The organism is Allobosea sp. LjRoot9 (assembly GCF_964252745.1).
Taxonomy (GTDB): Bacteria; Pseudomonadota; Alphaproteobacteria; order Rhizobiales; family Beijerinckiaceae; genus Allobosea.
On the sequence record NZ_CAXUPC020000014.1, the window covers coordinates 142,243 to 157,752 of the forward strand.

The window sequence follows — 15,510 nt, forward strand, 5'->3', positions numbered from 1 at the left end:
CCGGCCGTCACACGGCGTTGGGCTGGCGGAAAGCCGCCTCCATCTCGCGGCGGACGCGGACGGCCTGGCTGTCGGGATCGTAGACGACATCGTCCCATTTGATCCGCTGGCCCTCGGCGATCTCGGTCTTGAGCTTGACGTTGTGAGCCAGTCCGAGCGGCAGATAGCCCTCCTTCAGCGAGGCATCGGCCGGGGTCTGCTTGCCCCAGACGCAGAAGCCGCCTTCGCCATCGAGCATCTCGCCGGGCGTGAGCTTGCGCTTGGCGGTGGCGACGACGTCGGAGTTGAAGCAGATCGGTGCGCCCGTCGATTCCTTGCGCAGCGCGGCTGAGGCCACCGAGATGCCGAGCTCCAGGCCGATCATATGGATGGGGCGATAGAGCGAGGCGTATTTTCCGGTCTTGTCGGGCAGCATGCTGTATTCGCGGAAGCACTCCTCGCTATAGGCGCTGTCGCTCTCGAAGACGACATAGGTGCCCATGACCAGGCTATGGGGCACGTCGCTGCCGTCGCGATAGACCGAGGAGGTGACCTCGGTGACGCCTTTGCGCTCCAATACGCCGCCATCGGCCTTGGGCTTGCAGATCTCGGCATGCTCGAAGCGCGTCGCCGGCGGGAAGGACAGGCCGTCAGCTTGAGAATGCAGCCCCGTGGCGTTGCAGACCGCCGTCATCTCGATGCCCGACTTCGTGCCGTCGACGAAGGAGTTGAACATCTTCGGATTGATCGAGTTGCGATCCTTGATCTTCATGTATTTGTCGAGGATGTCCCAGACCGTATCGGGCGTCGACTGATGGTAGGTCGGGTGGTAGCGCGTGCCCTTGCCGGCGGAGACCACCTTGAAACCGGCGGCGCGAGCCCAGTCGACATGGTCGGCGATCAGGGCCGGCTGGTCGCCCCAGGCGAGCGAATAGACCACGCCAGCCTGCTTCGCCTTGCGCGCCAGGAGCGGCCCGGCGACGGCGTCGGCCTCGACATTGACCATGATGATGTGCTTGCCGTGCTCGATCGCCTTGAGCGCGAAGCGGATGCCCGCGCCGGGGTCGCCCGTCGCCTCGATGATCACCTCGACGCCGGGATGCGTGATCAGCGCCTCGGCATTATCGGTCACGATCGTGCTGCCGTTCTTGAGCGCGTCGTCGACAGAGGTCGCGGCGTATTGCTGTTCAGGCCAGCAGCCGAGCTTGAGCTGCGAGCGGGCGCGGGCGGTGTTCAGATCGGCGACACCGACGAGATGCATGCCGTCGGTCGAGCGGACCTGCGACAGGAACATCAGGCCGAACTTGCCGGCTCCGATCAATCCGACGGTGACCGGCTTACCCGCGGCCTGACGCTCCAGCAGCATGCGATGCAGATTCATGACGTGTCCTCTAGGAGAGCGGATTCAACCGCGTCGGCCTCAAAGCCGGATCGGGAGCGGTCTTCGGGAAATGCGTCGCGAAGGCTCGGCCGGGAGAGGCGCAGACAGCCGCCAGGGCCGTCGCCAGGCTTGAGGCGACATCCTCTTTGGTCATTGCGTTTCCCTGTCGAGCGGCGGGTTGTCGCGACTGGAGGCCAATCTGCCCCGCCTTGCTTCGATCAGAAGGTTAGGGAGCGGCCGGCATCGGGGCAATTCAGATTATCTGCGCCAACGATGTAGAACGGCTAAACTGTCGCGGCCTCAGTGTGCTGCAGCTGCGAACGATCCCGCTCGGCCCGGAGCCAGTCGAGGAAGGTGCGGGTCTTGCGGTGCCGCAGATGGTTATGCGGGCAGACGATCCATTGCGTTGCGGCCATGACCTCGGGGGCGTCGCGGACCGGGCGGATCAGGGAGCCATCGGCAAGCTCGCGCCAGGCGAGCAATTCGCTTTCGAGCGCGATGCCCATGCCGCTGGCGGCAGCGTCGATCGCCATATGGCTGCGGTCGAAGAGGACGCGATGCCAGCGCCGCTCCGGCTCGACGCCGGCCTCGGCAAACCAGCGCGGCCATTGCATCTGCGATTTGACGGAATGGATCAGGCGCTGCTCGGGCAGATCCGCGGCTTTGAGGCTGGCTGGCGCCAGCAGCGAGGGCGAGCAGAGCGGGAAGAAGCGCTCCTTGCCGAGCCCCTCGATGAACAGGCCGGGCCAGACGCCTTCGCCATGCCTGATCTCGATATCGACGTTCTCCTTGCTGAAATCGGTCGGTTCATTGGTGCCGTCGAGCCGCAATTCGATATCCGGATTGGCGTCGACGAAGCTGTGGAGGCGCGGCAGGAGCCATTTGCTGGATACGCTGGGCGCGGCCCGCACCGTCAGGGTCGTGGCCGAGCGGATGCCGCGCACATGCTGCGTCACATCGGCGATATGCTCGATCTCGCGCCCAACCATCTGGAAATAGCGCTCGCCGGCCTCGGTCAACGTGATGTTGCGGCCGACCTTCAGGGTCAGCGCCGTTCCCAGATGCAGCTCCAGCGCCTGGATCTGCTGGCTGACGGCCGAGGGCGTGACGCGCAATTCCTCGGCGGCGCGCGAGACGCTGCCGGCGCGCGCCACCGCATGGAAGACGATGATCGAGCGGAACGGAATCTGCATCGCGAACCTTTAAGGTCAGCTAAAAGGACGCGAAATATAACTCAATTGTGCGCAGTGGCCAGCAATCTAGGCTGACGCTGCTGGAGACGGCCGGAAGGCCGGCGCCAGAAGGGAAAGCCTCCGTTCAGAGAGGCGTCAGGAACGCTGGATACCGGCCAAAGGTCGGACCGCCCAAGGAAGAGGACCGCTCGCACAGCCCCCGCTATCGCTGACCACGCGCAAGCTGAACACACGCATTCTCGCCGCGGGATGATGCCGGCGACGCCATGCGCGCCGCTTGTCGCGACTGGCGCTCAGTCGAGGCGCGGCTTTCAAGCCAGGCGCAGCCAGACTCGAACAGGATACCGACGCGCATCAGCGACGTTGGAGACAAAATTCAGGAGGACCGTCCATGCCAGATCATCAGAAGCCTTCATCCGCGCCCGCATCGTCGCCATGCGCGACGCTGACCCGGCGCAGCCTCCTTGCTGGTGCGGCCGCCATCCCGCTCGTCGCCATTCGCACCGCGCCGGCGCGCGCCGCCGAATTCGAGTACAAGCTCGCGACCGGGCAATCCCTGACGCAGCCGATCAACACCCGGCTCGGCGAAGCGGCGCTGCGCATCAAGGAGGCGAGCGGCGGCCGGATGGAGATCCGCTTCTTCCCCGCCTCGCAGCTCGGTTCCGATACCGATCTGCTGACGCAGATCCGGAGCGGCGGCGTCGATTTCCTCAACATCGCCGGCTCGGTGCTCTCCACCGTCGCGCCGCTGGCGGGCATCGCCAATGTCGGCTTCGCCTTCGCCGATTACGGCCAGGTCTGGAAGGCGATGGATGGCGATCTCGGCAAGCTGATCGCCACGCAGATCGAGAAGACCGGCGCGCTCGTCGTCGCCAAACCGGCCGACAACACCTTCCGGCAGATCACCTCCTCGGCCAAGCCGATCAGGACGCCGGCAGACCTCGCCGGCTATCGCATCCGCGTGCCGGTCTCGCCGATCTTCACCTCGCTGTTCAAATCACTCGGCGCCAGCCCGACCTCGATCAACTTCAACGAGCTCTACACGGCGCTGCAGACCCGCCTCGTCGACGGCCAGGAAAACGGGCTCGTCACCATCGAGGCCGGCAAGATCTACGAGGTCCAGAAATACGTCTCCGAGACCAACCACATCTGGGATCCGTTCTTTATCCTGGGCAACCGCCGCTCGATGAGCGCCCTGCCTGATGATCTGAAGGCGATCGTCAAGCGCGAACTCGACCGCGCCGCCCTGGAGCAGCGCGACGATACGACCAAGCTCAACACCACGCTGAAGGACCAGCTCATCGCCAAGGGCCTGACCTTCGAGGCTGCCGACAAGGAGGCTTTCCGCAAGGGCCTCAGCGCGGCCGGCTTCTACAAGGAGTGGCGGGGTAAGTTCGGCGAGGATAACTGGAAGGCGCTCGAGGCCGTGGTCGGGGCGCTGGCATGAGCGCGGCGATCGGCGATCCCGGCATGGTCGCACTCAACCCGGGGCATAGCTCCGGGTTGATCGGGAGGATCGAGCGCGGCTTGCGCCTGCTCGTCGAAATCCCTGCCGCGGCGGTCGTCGTCGCCGAGGTGGTGATCCTGTTCGTAGGGATTCTCGCCCGCACTTTCCACCAGCCGCTGATCTGGTCGGACGAATTGGCCTCGATCCTGTTCCTCTGGCTCGCCATGCTGGGCAGCGCCATCGCCGTCCAGCGCGCCTCGCATATGCGATTGACCTTCTTCGTCTCGTTCCTTTCGCCGCGCGCCGAGGCCTGGGCGGCGACGCTCGCCGCCGGCGGCGTGGCGATCTTCCTTGCCCTGATCCTGCATCCGACCTGGGAGTATATGGAGGACCAGTCCTTTGTTGAGACGCCCGCACTCGGCTGGCCCGGCACCATCCGCGCCGCCGCCATTCCGGTGGGCTGCCTGATCGCGCTGGTCAGCGTGCTCTTGAGCCTGGCGCGGCATTCATGGCGCGATGTGCTTTCGGTCGCTGCGCTGTATGCGCTGATCGCCGGAGCGCTTTATCTCATCGGCCCCTCGCTGAAGGGGCTCGGCAACTGGAACCTGCTGATCTTCTTCGTCGGGCTGCTCGGGCTCGCCGTCATGGCGGGCGTGCCGATCGCCTTTTCCTTCTGCCTGGCGACGGCGGCCTTCCTGCTGATCACGACGCGGACGCCGTTGCTGGTCGTGGTCGGGCGCATCGACGAGGGCATGAGCTCGCTGATCCTGCTCGCGGTGCCGCTCTTCGTCTTGCTCGGACAACTGGTCGAGGCGACCGGCATGGCGCGCGTCATGGTCGCCTTCCTGGCCTCGGTGCTCGGCCATGTCCGGGGCGGCATGTCCTATGTCATGCTGGGCGCGATGCTCCTGGTCTCGGGCATCTCGGGCTCGAAGACCGCCGATATGGCGGCGATCGCCCCGGTGCTGTTTCCGGAGATGCGCAAGCGCGGCATGAAGGATGGCGAGCTCGTCTCGCTGCTCGCGGCCTCCGGCGCGATGAGCGAGACGATCCCACCCTCGATCGTGCTGATCGCGATCGCCTCGGTCACAGGCGTCTCGATCGCGGCCCTGTTCACGGCTGGTATCCTGCCGGCCTTGGTGCTTGCCTTCGTGCTGGCGCTGGTGGCGCGCTATCGCGCCGGAAAAGAAGAGGATTCCAGCGTCAAGATCGCGCGCGCGCCGATGTCGCTCGTGGCCAAGACGCTCTGGATCGCGATCCCGGCGCTGATCCTGCCCTTCCTGATCCGCAGCGCGGTTGTCGAGGGCGTCGCGACCGCCACCGAGGTCTCGACCATCGGCATCGCTTACAGTCTCGTACTCGGCCTCTTGATCTATCGCGGCGGCTTGGTCTGGCGAAACGCCTTGCCCATGCTGGTGCAGACGGCCTCGCTTTCGGGCGCGATCCTGTTCATCGTCGGCGCAGCCAGCGCCATGGCCTGGGCCCTTGCCCAGTCGGGTTTCTCGCACGAACTCGCGGCACGCATGGCCGGCGTGCCAGGCGGTGCCAACGGCTTCCTGCTGATCTCGGTGATCGCCTTCATCGTGCTCGGCAGCGTGCTGGAGGGCATTCCGGCGATCGTGCTGTTCGGGCCGCTGCTGTTCCCGATCGCCAAGCAGTTCGGCATCCACGAGGTGCATTACAGCATGGTCGTCATCCTCGCGATGGGGCTCGGGCTGTTCGCGCCGCCCTTCGGGCTTTGCTACTACGCCGCCTGCATCATCGGCGACGTGCCGCCCGACGCCGGCATGCACCGCATCTGGATCTACCTGGCCTGGCTTTTCCTGGGCCTGCTGCTGATCACCTTCATCCCGTGGATCTCGATCGGATTTCTGTAAGATGGACGGGCCGGCACTCTTGCATTCCGCTCATTCTGACGCAATATAGCGTCAGAGTGAGCGGAGCAAGGGAGGGCGTCATGGGTCTTGCTCAGTACGCGGATGACGGCATTTTTGCTCCCCGCAAAATCGCCGACGTTTTCCGCACCACCAGTGAAGAGGTTGCCCGCACCGCTGGTCTCGGCAAGGACGCCGTCCAGCGCCGCGACCGGGTTCAGTCGGACCGGACGCAAAGCCGGCTGCGCGAGATGATCGAGGTCATCAACAAGGTTGAGCCGCGCTTTGGCTCAGCGCTGATCGCCTATGCCTGGTATCGTTCGGAACCGCTGCCTGGGTTTTCCGGCCAGACCGCCATGCAGCTTGTGCGCGCGGGTCGTGCCGAAGATGTTCTCGACTACGTCGACGCGGTGGATGCGGGCGTCCACGCCTGACGATGGCGCTCAACTACCAGGGGAAGCTCTATCGCGCGCTCAATCCGCTTTATGCGCGCGAACCGCTGTCGGGCCGTGGATCTGAATTATATGGCGGACGGTTCAATCCAAAGGGCGTGCCGGCGCTTTATACCTCGCTGTCTGTCATGACAGCGCTGCGCGAGGCCAACCAAGTCGGGAGCCTCCAACCGACCACGCTCGTTTCCTATGAAGCGGCGATCGAGCAGATTTTTGACACTCGCGATACCACAGCAATCGCTGCAGAGGGCATCGACGCCGATCTGCTCGCAGCGCCAAGCTGGCGCGACGAGGCGAAGGCGAATGGCAAATCTCGAACGCAATCCTTCGCGCAGCGATTGATGGCGGATGGCTATCGCGGGCTTTTGGTCCGCAGCTTCGCTGCCGGGGCCGGAGCGAGTGATCTCAATCTCGTGCTCTGGGCCTGGAGCGATGCCCCACCCACCCAACTTACCCTGATCGACGACGAGGGCAGGCTGTCCAGATAAGACCGCCCTATTGGCTCCTCACTCGATTCAACGCTCAAATCCGAATGGCCTAGAAAAACTGCTTCGCGAGCTTCAGCCCCTGGCCCTGATAGTTCGACTTTATCGACTGTCCATAGAGCTTGTCGGGGCGCTCGATCATGTTCTCGAAGACGATCGTGCCGACCCTCTGGCCGTGGTCAAGCATGAACGGAACGTCGTGGCTCCGGATCTCGAGGACGATCTTGCTCTTGCCGGAGGAATCGGTGACCCGGCCGAAGAACGGGTCCAGGAAGCCCGCATAATGCACCCGCACTTCTCCAACCGCCGTGTCATAGGCGACCATCTCGGCCGCCTCGTTCTCGTTGATGACGATGTCCTCGAGCGAGGCCATGATGTAGAATTCGTCCGGGACCAGGACGAGCTCGCGCCGGCCCGGGCGGCATTTGATCGGCTCCCAGAAATCGTTCCGGTCGTATTCTCCGACCTTTTGCAGGTCGATCAGGCCGGTGGTCTTGCGGGCCCGGTAAGCGATGACCCCGTCAGCCGCAGCGCCCTCCAGGTCGATGGAGACCGAGATCGACCGGTTCGCCGGCTGCGCTGCGTCGGAGGCGTGGTGGCGGAAGCGCAACTGGCTCAGCGTGTCGCCGGCGCGCGCGATGATCGGAAACGAGCGCGGCACGACCTCCGCATAGAGCGGCCCGTCATAGCCCGCCGGGATTTCGTCGAAGGACATGCCGCCATCGGCGATCAACCGGACGAAGATGTCGAGGCGGCCAGAGGAACTCTTGGGGTTGGCGCGGGCGCTCGTATCCGCTCCCAGCGAGACACGCTCCTGCAGCGGGATGATGTGGACGCAGTTGCGCTCGAGCACCTGGGGCTTGGACAGGTCGACCTCATGCGTCGCGAGCTCCTTGAGCCTCTCCGAGACCGCTTTGCCCTTGCCCGGCAGGAAGCTGGTCGGAACCCTGAACGCGGTGGCGCCGAGCCGCAGATCGAGGCTCGCAGGCTGGATCAGATCCTCATGGATCGGCGAGCTCGCGCGTATGGTCCCGTCCGCGATCGCCGAGCGAATTGTCTGCGAAGGCCAAATTCCGTAATTCATACTCAGATGTCCGATGAAGGGCTCGCCGGAAGCTTACAGCGAAAGCGCAGCGCATTCCGCGCCTCCGGCACAGCCATCCACAGTGCTGTTGGGCGTCTCGACGCGGCAAATCGGCGCTTGAACGCGCCAGCTGGGTCCTGGATCGGCATCGCCCGGCCTCTTTGCCGGTGCGGTGAACCGCTCCTCGGGCGTGCGTCCGGGCTTGCGCTCGCCTGTCCGGCCGCATCAGGATTGACGCCGCCGCCGCCCGGTTCATAACAGAGGCCTCGGCCTCGCCCGCCGGCCACGATCGGGCCGCGCGGCGCCCGCGCCATCGAGGGAGCCGTCACGATGTATCAAGCGGAGACGCATGGCGTGCGCGTGACCGCCGCGCCGAAATTCATGGAGGGGGAATCCTCGCATGAGCAGCGCCGCTATTTCTGGGCCTATTCCATCGAGATCGTGAATCTGTCGCTTCAGACCGTGCAATTGATGACCCGGCACTGGTTCATCACCGATGGCCGCGGCGAGGTTCATGAGGTGCGCGGCGACGGCGTCATCGGCCAGCAGCCGGTGCTGCGCCCGGGCGAAAGCTTCAGCTATACCTCCGGCTGCCCCTTGATGACGCCGGACGGCTCGATGAGCGGCTTTTACGCCATGCTTGGCGAGGACGGCGCGATCTTCAATGTCGTCGTGCCGCTCTTTCCGCTCGATTCGCCCTATGTGAAGAAGGTTCTGCATTGACTGCTTCCTCCCAGCCGACCGGGCAGCTTTACGCGCCGCTCGACATGCTTGCCCGCCTCGTCGCCTTCGACACGGTCAGCCATAAATCCAATCTCGATCTGATCGCCTTCGTCGAGGACTACCTCGCCGGCTGGGGCGTTGCCTCCATACGCATCCCTAATGCGACCGGGGACAAGGCGGCGCTCTTCGCCACCATCGGCCCGCCGGATCGCGGCGGCGTCCTGCTGTCGGGCCATACCGATGTCGTGCCGGTCGAGGGCCAGGCCTGGAGCCGCGATCCGTTCACGCTGCATGTCGAGGGCGGCAAGGCCTATGGCCGCGGCGCCGTCGACATGAAGGGCTTCATCGCGCTGGCGCTGGCGCTGGTGCCGGATTTCCTCGCCGCCGATCTCAAGACACCGATCCACCTGTTCTTCTCCTATGACGAGGAGGTCACTTGCCTCGGCGTGGTCGACGGCATCGCGCGGATGGGGAAGGACCTGCCGCGTCCGCGTGCCGTCATCGTCGGCGAGCCGACCTCGCTCGACCTCGCCGATGCGCATAAGGGTATCCGCACCTTCTTCACCACGATCACCGGCGTCGCCGCGCATTCGTCGAAACCGCATCTGGGCGCCAGCGCCGTCCATGCCGGCACGCGTCTGGCGGCCGGGCTGGTGGCGATGGCCGATGAGCGGGAAGGCAGGCTCGACCCGAGCGGTCGCTTCGATCCGCCCTACGACACCGTCCATGTCGGAAAATTCCATGGCGGCATCGCCCGCAACATCCTGGCGGATCGCTGCGACCTGTCCTGGGAGGTGCGCACCTTGCCGGGCTCGGATCCGGAGGATGTGCCGGCGCGTTTCAAGACCCTCTCGGACGAGGTTCTCGGCCGGATGCACAAGACCGCGCCCTCGGCGGCCATCGAGACGGTGATGAGCTCGGATGTGCCCGGCCTCGCGCCTGATCCGGGGTCGGAAGCCGAGACGCTGGTGATGCGGCTCGCCGGCCGCAACAGCACCATCGCGGTCGCCTATGCCACCGAGGCCGGCCATTTCCAGCGCGCCGGCCTGCCCACCATCGTCTGCGGCCCGGGCTCGATCGACCAGGCCCATCAGCCCGACGAGTTCATCACGCTGGAGCAGTTCGCCGCCGGCGAGGCTTTCATGCGCAGGCTGCTGGCGGAATGCCGGGGTAATCGGGCATAGCGCTGAATGAGAGAGGCGCGTGCCCTCTTCCCTTCTCCCACCCATCTCGGGCTTGCCCGAGATGGGCAGCCCAAAGTGTCAAAGTCGGCAACAGCCGACTTTGATGCGGGAGAAGGTGGCGCGCAGCGCCGGATGAGGGGGCGCCGTGCCCTGTCCGGTTGGCGTCGTGTTTCGGCTGAGGCGGAAGGCTCACAGCGCCCCCTCATCCGTCATGGCTTCGCCATGCCACCTTCCCCCGCGAGGGAGGAAGGATTTCCCGTCGCGGTTCCAGAGCTCTACTCCGCCGCCGGCGGCCCTGCCTCGACTTCCGACGCCTCAAAAGTATAGCGCCGCGAGCAGAATTCGCAGGTCACGCCGAGCGTGCCGTCATCGGCAACCATCGCCTTGCGGTCCTCGGCTGAAAAGCCGCGCAGCATGCCGAGCACGCGCTCGCGTGAGCAGCGGCAGGCCTCCTGCACCGCGACCGGCTCGAAGACGCGCGCACCGCGCTCATGGAACAGCCGGTAGAGCAGGCGCTCGCTCTCCAGCATCGGGTCGAGCAATTCATGATCCTCGACCGTCTCGACCAGCGAGCGCGCCTCGGCCCAGGAATCGTCGCTGATGCCGTCCGGGTCGGTGTTGCTCAGGATCTCATGGCCTTCAGGCGCATCGCCGGGATGCAGGTCGGCCGCACGCAGCCGATCGGGCGAATGCGGCATGAACTGCACGAGCAATCCGCCGGCGCGCCATTCCCGGCCCGCGCCGGTGACGACGCTGCCGACGCCGAGCCGGATGCGGCTGGGAATCTGCTCCGACTGGCGGAAATACTGATGCGCCGCCTCTTCCAGGCTCTGCCGGTTCAGAGTCACGACGCCCTGATAGCGCGTGGTCTGCGAGCCCTGGTCGACCGTCATGGCGAGATGGCCTTCGCCGAGCAGGTCGCCGGTGCTCAGATTGCCCGAGGCCACGGCCTGCTCCAGCTTGGCCTCGTCGATATGCGCGACGGCGCGATAGGTGTCGGGCGCGTTGAAATCGACGACCATCATCGAGATCGGCCCGTCGCTCTTGGTCTGGAGCTGGAAGCGGCCCTCGAATTTCAACGCCGTCCCAAGCAGCACGGTCAGCGCCGCCGCCTCGCCGAGCACGCGCGAAACCGGCTCGGGATAATCGTGCCGGCCGAGAATGGTGTCGATCGAGGGGCCGAGCCGCACGACGCGGCCGCGCACGTCGAGATCGGGCACGGTGAACGGCACCACCCGGTCGTCGAGCACGGCGACGCCGGCCCCCAGATCATCGGCCGCCATCAGGCGGAGACTCCGCCGAAGCACCAGGCCAGGATGCCCTTCTGCGCGTGCAGGCGGTTCTCAGCCTCGTCGAACACGGCCGATTGCGGCCCGTCCATCACGGAATCGGTGACCTCCTCGCCGCGGCTCGCCGGCAGGCAATGCATGAAGATCGCATCCTTTTCGGCGCGGTCGAGCAGGCGGTCATCGACCTGGTAGGGCCGCAGCAGATTGTGGCGCGTGCCTTCCTCGTCGCCCATCGAGACCCAGCAATCGGTGATGACGCAATCGGCGCCCTCGACCGCCGCTTCCGGCCGCGTCGTCAGCTTCACCCTGGCGCCCTGGTCGCGAGCCCAGTCGAGCAGTGCCGGTGGCGGCGCCAACTCCTCGGGCGTGGCGATGGCCAACTCGAAGTCGAGCCGGCCGGCGGCATGGACCCAGGAGGTCAGGACATTGTTGGTGTCGCCTGTCCAGGCGATGCGCTTGCCCTTGATCGGGCCCTTGCGCTCCTCGAAGGTCATGACGTCGGCCATGACCTGGCAGGGATGCTGGCGCTTGGTCAGCCCGTTGATTACCGGCACGGTGGCGTATTTCGACATCTCGACCACGGCGTCATGGTCGAGCATGCGGATCATGATCGCGTCGACATAACGCGAGAGCACGCGGGCGGTGTCGGCGATGGTCTCGCGCTCGCCGAGTTCAATCTCCTGGCCGGTCACCATCATCGGCGAACCGCCGAGTTCGCGGATGCCGACATCGAAGGAGACGCGGGTGCGCAGGGAAGGCTGCTCGAAGATCATGGCGATGACCTTGCCTTCGAGCAGACGATCTCCGGCTGCATCAGGGGTGCGCCGGCGCGCCTTGATCTCTTCGCCGGCGCGCAGGATGGCGCGCAATTCCTTGGTCGAGAAATCGGAGATGTCGAGGAAATGGCGCGTCACGGGCGCTTCCTTCAGGTCGTGGGTCATGGCAGGTCGGGGGTCATGGAAAGAGCGGGGCTTATTCGGCGGCGGGGCGCTTCAGCGTGGCCTCAACGCCGCGCGCCGCCTGGTCGAGCCGCGAGACCGCCTCGGAGACCTCGGCATCGCCGATGATCAAGGGCGGCAGCAGGCGCACGACATTGTCGCCGGCGGCGACGACGAGCAGGCCGGCGGCCCGCGCCTCCGCGACGAAATCGGTATTCGGCGTAATGAGCTTCAGCCCGAGCATCAGCCCCTCCCCGCGAATCTCCTCGATCACGTCGGGATGCTGGTCCTTGAGCTGGGCCAGCGACTGGCGCAGCCGCAGGCTGGTCTGCGCAACCTTTTCGATGAAGCCATCGCCGAGAATGACATCGAGCACGGCGTTGCCGACCGCCATGGCGAGCGGGTTGCCGCCAAAAGTGGTGCCATGCGTGCCGAGCGTCATGCCCGAGGCCGCCTCTTCGGTCGCCAGGCACGCGCCCATCGGGAAGCCGCCGCCGATGCCCTTGGCGATCGACATGATGTCAGGCGCAACGCCGGCATGCTCATAGGAGAAGAACTTGCCGGTGCGGCCGACACCGGTCTGGATCTCGTCGAAGATCAGCATCAGCCCGTGCTCGTCGCAGAGCTCGCGCAGCTGCCGCAACATGCGCGGCGGCACCGAACGCAGGCCGCCCTCGCCCTGGATCGGCTCGATCATCAGGGCTGCGGTCTCGGGCGTAATCGCGGCCTTCAGCGCGGCCTCGTCGTCGAACGGCACCTGGTCGAAGCCGTCGACCTTGGGGCCGAAACCGTCGATGTATTTCTGCTGGCCGCCGGCGGCGATGGTCGCCAGCGTCCGGCCATGGAAGGCGCCCTCGAAGGTGATGATGCGATAGCGCTCGGGATGGCCCTTCGCGGCATGATACTTCCGCGCCATCTTGATGGCGCACTCATTCGCCTCGGCGCCTGAATTGGTGAAGAAGACGCGCTCCGCGAAGGTCGCCTCGCAGAGCCGGCGCGCCAGCTTCTCGCCATCGGGCATCGTGTAGAGGTTGGAGGTGTGCCAGATCTTGCCCGCCTGCTCGGTCAGGGCCTTGACCAGATGCGGATGGGCGTGGCCGAGCGAATTGACGGCGATGCCGGCGCCGAAATCGAGATAGCGCGTGCCGTCGCTGGTGATCGCCCAGGCGCCTTCGCCACGCTCGAAGGCGACAGGCGCGCGGGCATAGGTCGGCAACAATACGGACGGGGCAGTGGAAACAGGAACGGCGGATGACATGGAGACGGTCCTCGCGACGGGGCGGATGAGAACGGAAGGGCGCTGAGCTTGAACGACAATCTGGGCGCGAGCCGGCATCTTGCCAGCATCATGCGACCCGACGGCGACGTTATCGTCGCAGCCAGTTCCCGATCTCTCGTCGCGCCGTCATCCGCATCGCAGGAGGACCCTGATCCGTCAAAAACATAAGCGCCGCCCAAAAGGGCGGCTCGACAAGGCTGACTATGCAAAAGCGGTCAGGCCCTGTCAATTGCGCCGCAAATGGATTCATGCCGCAACGTCAGCGTTGCCGAATGGATTCACTTGACGAGACATTCACGAATGGCCTGGGGAAAAGCCGTTTTCCGATTCGCGGACTCTTGTCGCCGAGTCCCGCCATCTTGTATGATCTCGTCAGTCAGATACGACATCTCGTGCGGCGTCCCCTGTACCGTCAGTTCCGGGTGTAACAGCTTCCGTTGAGCAACGGACGCTGCCGGTCATGGATTCCGTCATGAGCCACCCCAGCCTGGACCCGCAAGGGACTGGGCGGAGACGATAGGTGAAGCCGATGAACGAAGCCGGAGCATGGACGGAAGAACGCGTCGAGCTTCTCAAGAAGCTCTGGAGCGACGGCCTGAGCGCCAGCCAGATCGCGGGTGAGCTCGGCAGCGTCACGCGCAATGCCGTGATCGGAAAAGTCCACCGTCTCGGCCTGTCCGGCCGGGCCAAGAACCCCGCCGCGGCGAGCACGCCGCGCGCCAGCACGCCGCGCAAGGCGCCGACCCGCTCGCCGAGCCATCCGATGGGCGGCGCTCACGCCGGCATGACGCGCGGCAACAACGCGCTGGCTCCGCAATACGCCGCCGAGGCGGATGCTGAAGCCCAGCAGGAGACGGTCCTCTCCGAGGATGTGGTGGTGCCGTTCTCCGAACGCGTCACCATCATGGACCTGCGCGAATATATGTGCCGCTGGCCGATGGGCGATCCGACGACCCCGGAATTCCGCTTCTGCGGCGGCCGTTCGCAGACCGGCATGCCTTACTGCACCTACCACTCGCGCATCGCCTACCAGCCGGCGGCGGATCGCAGGCGCGATCGCAGCAAGATGGCCGGGCGGGGCTGAGGGCTCGACAGCAATTCAGGCGCTCGGCTTCTTCGGCTGAGCGCCTCTAGACCATGCCGCTTATGCTCGGAAACGCGCCGTCATCCCGGATCTGCCCGCTAACGCGGCTTGCTCGGGATGACGGCGCGTTTCCGCGTTTGCGGGCTCTATGAGCGAGCCGCCCCGGCCGACAGGCGCACAGCTTCGGAAATCTGCGAAAACTGCTTGGATAGCGGGCTGGTCTTGCGCCAGACCATGCCGATCGTGCGCGATGGCTGGGGTGGCTTGAAGCGTGTGACGGATACCGAAGCCGAGCGCGTCTCGACCGCTACCGCCATTTCCGGCAGCAAGGTGACCCCCAGACCCGCATCGACCATCTGCACCAGTGTCGACAGTGAGCTTGCATCCAGCAGATCGCGCGACTGCACCGCACGCGGGTTCTTGTTGCAGAACGAGAGGGCCTGCTCGCGAAAGCAGTGCCCTTCTTCCAGCAGCAGCAAGCGCATTTCGCGGAGATCCTCGGGATTTGGAGCGGGTTTGCCCTCGTCCTCGCGCGGCCGGACGAGGACGAAGCTTTCCGTGAAGAGGGTGGTTTCGGTCAATGAAGGCTCCGACACCGGCAAGGCGACAATCGCCATGTCGAGCCGACCTTCATTCAGTTCCTGAACCAGCTTCGGCGTCAGCGTTTCGCGCACATGCAGGTCAAGGCCGTCATAGAGACGGTTCAGCTCGCCTATCAGGCTCGGCAGCAGATAGGGCGCGACCGTCGGTATCACGCCGATGCGCAGCCTCGTGACCAGCCCGCCGCGAGAGCTGCGCGCATAATCTTCCAGCTCCTCGAGCGAACGCAGGATGTCCTTGCTGCGCAGGGCGATCTCTTCGCCGAAGCTCGTCAATCGCAGCTGGCGCCTGTCTCTCTCGAAGAGCTCGGCGCCGAGCTCTTCCTCGAAGGCCTTGATCTGCATCGAGAGGGCCGGCTGAGAGATGGCGCAGCTCTCCGCCGCGCGTCCGAAATGACCATGGCGTGTCAGCGCCTCGAAATAGCGCAGCTGCTTCAGTGTCAGGTTCGTCATAATCCTAGCTTATCGCTACAATCAGAAAATCGGAATTAATATAATGAAACTCCTTTGCTAAGACGC

At 65.3% G+C, this 15,510-nt stretch carries 15 protein-coding genes; 7 read left to right on the plus strand and 8 right to left on the minus strand.

Features of this window, described 5'->3' with window-relative positions; genetic code table 11:
* Positions 1 to 7: 7 nt before the first annotated feature.
* The 3 genes from ACSQ3P_RS31065 to ACSQ3P_RS31075 form a co-directional block, all read right to left on the minus strand.
* Positions 8 to 1,360 (minus strand): NAD(P)H-dependent oxidoreductase, encoded by a 1,353-nt coding sequence (locus ACSQ3P_RS31065; protein ID WP_436169267.1) that lies wholly within the window; start codon positions 1,358 to 1,360, stop codon positions 8 to 10.
* A gap of 10 nt (positions 1,361 to 1,370) precedes the next feature.
* Positions 1,371 to 1,514: a hypothetical protein gene (locus tag ACSQ3P_RS31070; protein ID WP_436169268.1), complete on the minus strand. Its 144-nt coding sequence runs from the start codon at positions 1,512 to 1,514 to the stop codon at positions 1,371 to 1,373.
* A gap of 130 nt (positions 1,515 to 1,644) precedes the next feature.
* Entirely contained in the window at positions 1,645 to 2,553 is a 909-nt protein-coding gene (locus tag ACSQ3P_RS31075; RefSeq protein WP_436169269.1) for a LysR substrate-binding domain-containing protein, read from the minus strand.
* Positions 2,554 to 2,944: 391 nt separating this feature from the next.
* Between ACSQ3P_RS31075 and ACSQ3P_RS31080 the strand changes: the two genes are divergently transcribed.
* The 4 genes from ACSQ3P_RS31080 to ACSQ3P_RS31095 all read left to right on the plus strand — a co-directional run bounded on the left by ACSQ3P_RS31080 (position 2,945) and on the right by ACSQ3P_RS31095 (position 6,814).
* Positions 2,945 to 4,000, plus strand: coding sequence for a TRAP transporter substrate-binding protein (locus tag ACSQ3P_RS31080; protein ID WP_436169270.1), 1,056 nt, complete (start codon positions 2,945 to 2,947; stop codon positions 3,998 to 4,000).
* Complete coding sequence (locus tag ACSQ3P_RS31085; protein WP_436169271.1) at positions 3,997 to 5,877, plus strand: TRAP transporter large permease; 1,881 nt, start codon at positions 3,997 to 3,999, stop codon at positions 5,875 to 5,877. Before ACSQ3P_RS31080 ends, ACSQ3P_RS31085 begins: the two co-directional genes overlap by 4 nt.
* Positions 5,878 to 5,957: 80 nt before the next feature.
* Positions 5,958 to 6,308: an antitoxin Xre/MbcA/ParS toxin-binding domain-containing protein gene (locus ACSQ3P_RS31090; protein ID WP_436169272.1), complete on the plus strand. Its 351-nt coding sequence runs from the start codon at positions 5,958 to 5,960 to the stop codon at positions 6,306 to 6,308.
* 2 nt (positions 6,309 to 6,310) lie between these two features.
* The gene (locus ACSQ3P_RS31095) at positions 6,311 to 6,814 is read left to right on the plus strand and encodes an RES family NAD+ phosphorylase (protein WP_436169273.1); all 504 of its coding nucleotides are present in this window, start codon (positions 6,311 to 6,313) and stop codon (positions 6,812 to 6,814) included.
* A 49-nt stretch (positions 6,815 to 6,863) separates the two neighbouring features.
* On the opposite strand, the gene ACSQ3P_RS31100 is transcribed toward ACSQ3P_RS31095, so the two are convergent.
* Positions 6,864 to 7,895, minus strand: a complete 1,032-nt coding sequence (locus ACSQ3P_RS31100) for a 2'-deoxycytidine 5'-triphosphate deaminase (RefSeq protein WP_436169274.1) — start codon at positions 7,893 to 7,895, stop codon at positions 6,864 to 6,866.
* 330 nt (positions 7,896 to 8,225) lie between these two features.
* Here ACSQ3P_RS31100 and apaG point away from each other — a divergent pair, with 330 nt between their 5' ends.
* Positions 8,226 to 8,618: a Co2+/Mg2+ efflux protein ApaG gene (apaG, locus tag ACSQ3P_RS31105; protein WP_069689217.1), complete on the plus strand. Its 393-nt coding sequence runs from the start codon at positions 8,226 to 8,228 to the stop codon at positions 8,616 to 8,618.
* Between the two features lie 44 nt (positions 8,619 to 8,662).
* The gene (gene argE / locus ACSQ3P_RS31110) at positions 8,663 to 9,802 is read left to right on the plus strand and encodes an acetylornithine deacetylase (RefSeq protein WP_436169306.1); all 1,140 of its coding nucleotides are present in this window, start codon (positions 8,663 to 8,665) and stop codon (positions 9,800 to 9,802) included.
* 275 nt (positions 9,803 to 10,077) lie between these two features.
* On the opposite strand, the gene ACSQ3P_RS31115 is transcribed toward argE, so the two are convergent.
* The 3 genes from ACSQ3P_RS31115 to ACSQ3P_RS31125 are packed head-to-tail and all read right to left on the minus strand — an operon-like array spanning position 10,078 to position 13,287.
* Positions 10,078 to 11,085, minus strand: coding sequence for an Hsp33 family molecular chaperone (locus ACSQ3P_RS31115; protein ID WP_436169275.1), 1,008 nt, complete (start codon positions 11,083 to 11,085; stop codon positions 10,078 to 10,080).
* Entirely contained in the window at positions 11,085 to 12,032 is a 948-nt protein-coding gene (gene argF, locus ACSQ3P_RS31120; protein WP_310155742.1) for an ornithine carbamoyltransferase, read from the minus strand. Before argF ends, ACSQ3P_RS31115 begins: the two co-directional genes overlap by 1 nt.
* Positions 12,033 to 12,063: 31 nt before the next feature.
* A complete protein-coding gene (locus ACSQ3P_RS31125; RefSeq protein WP_436169276.1) occupies positions 12,064 to 13,287 on the minus strand; it encodes an aspartate aminotransferase family protein in 1,224 nt (407 codons plus the stop codon).
* 550 nt (positions 13,288 to 13,837) lie between these two features.
* On the opposite strand from ACSQ3P_RS31125, the gene ACSQ3P_RS31130 reads away from it, so the two are divergent.
* Positions 13,838 to 14,392, plus strand: coding sequence for a GcrA family cell cycle regulator (locus ACSQ3P_RS31130; protein WP_436169307.1), 555 nt, complete (start codon positions 13,838 to 13,840; stop codon positions 14,390 to 14,392).
* Positions 14,393 to 14,538: 146 nt separating this feature from the next.
* Here ACSQ3P_RS31130 and ACSQ3P_RS31135 read toward each other — a convergent pair whose 3' ends face one another.
* Positions 14,539 to 15,444 carry a LysR substrate-binding domain-containing protein gene (locus tag ACSQ3P_RS31135; RefSeq protein WP_436169277.1) on the minus strand — a complete coding sequence of 302 codons (906 nt, stop codon included), beginning with the start codon at positions 15,442 to 15,444 and terminating at the stop codon, positions 14,539 to 14,541.
* Positions 15,445 to 15,510: the final 66 nt, after the last annotated feature.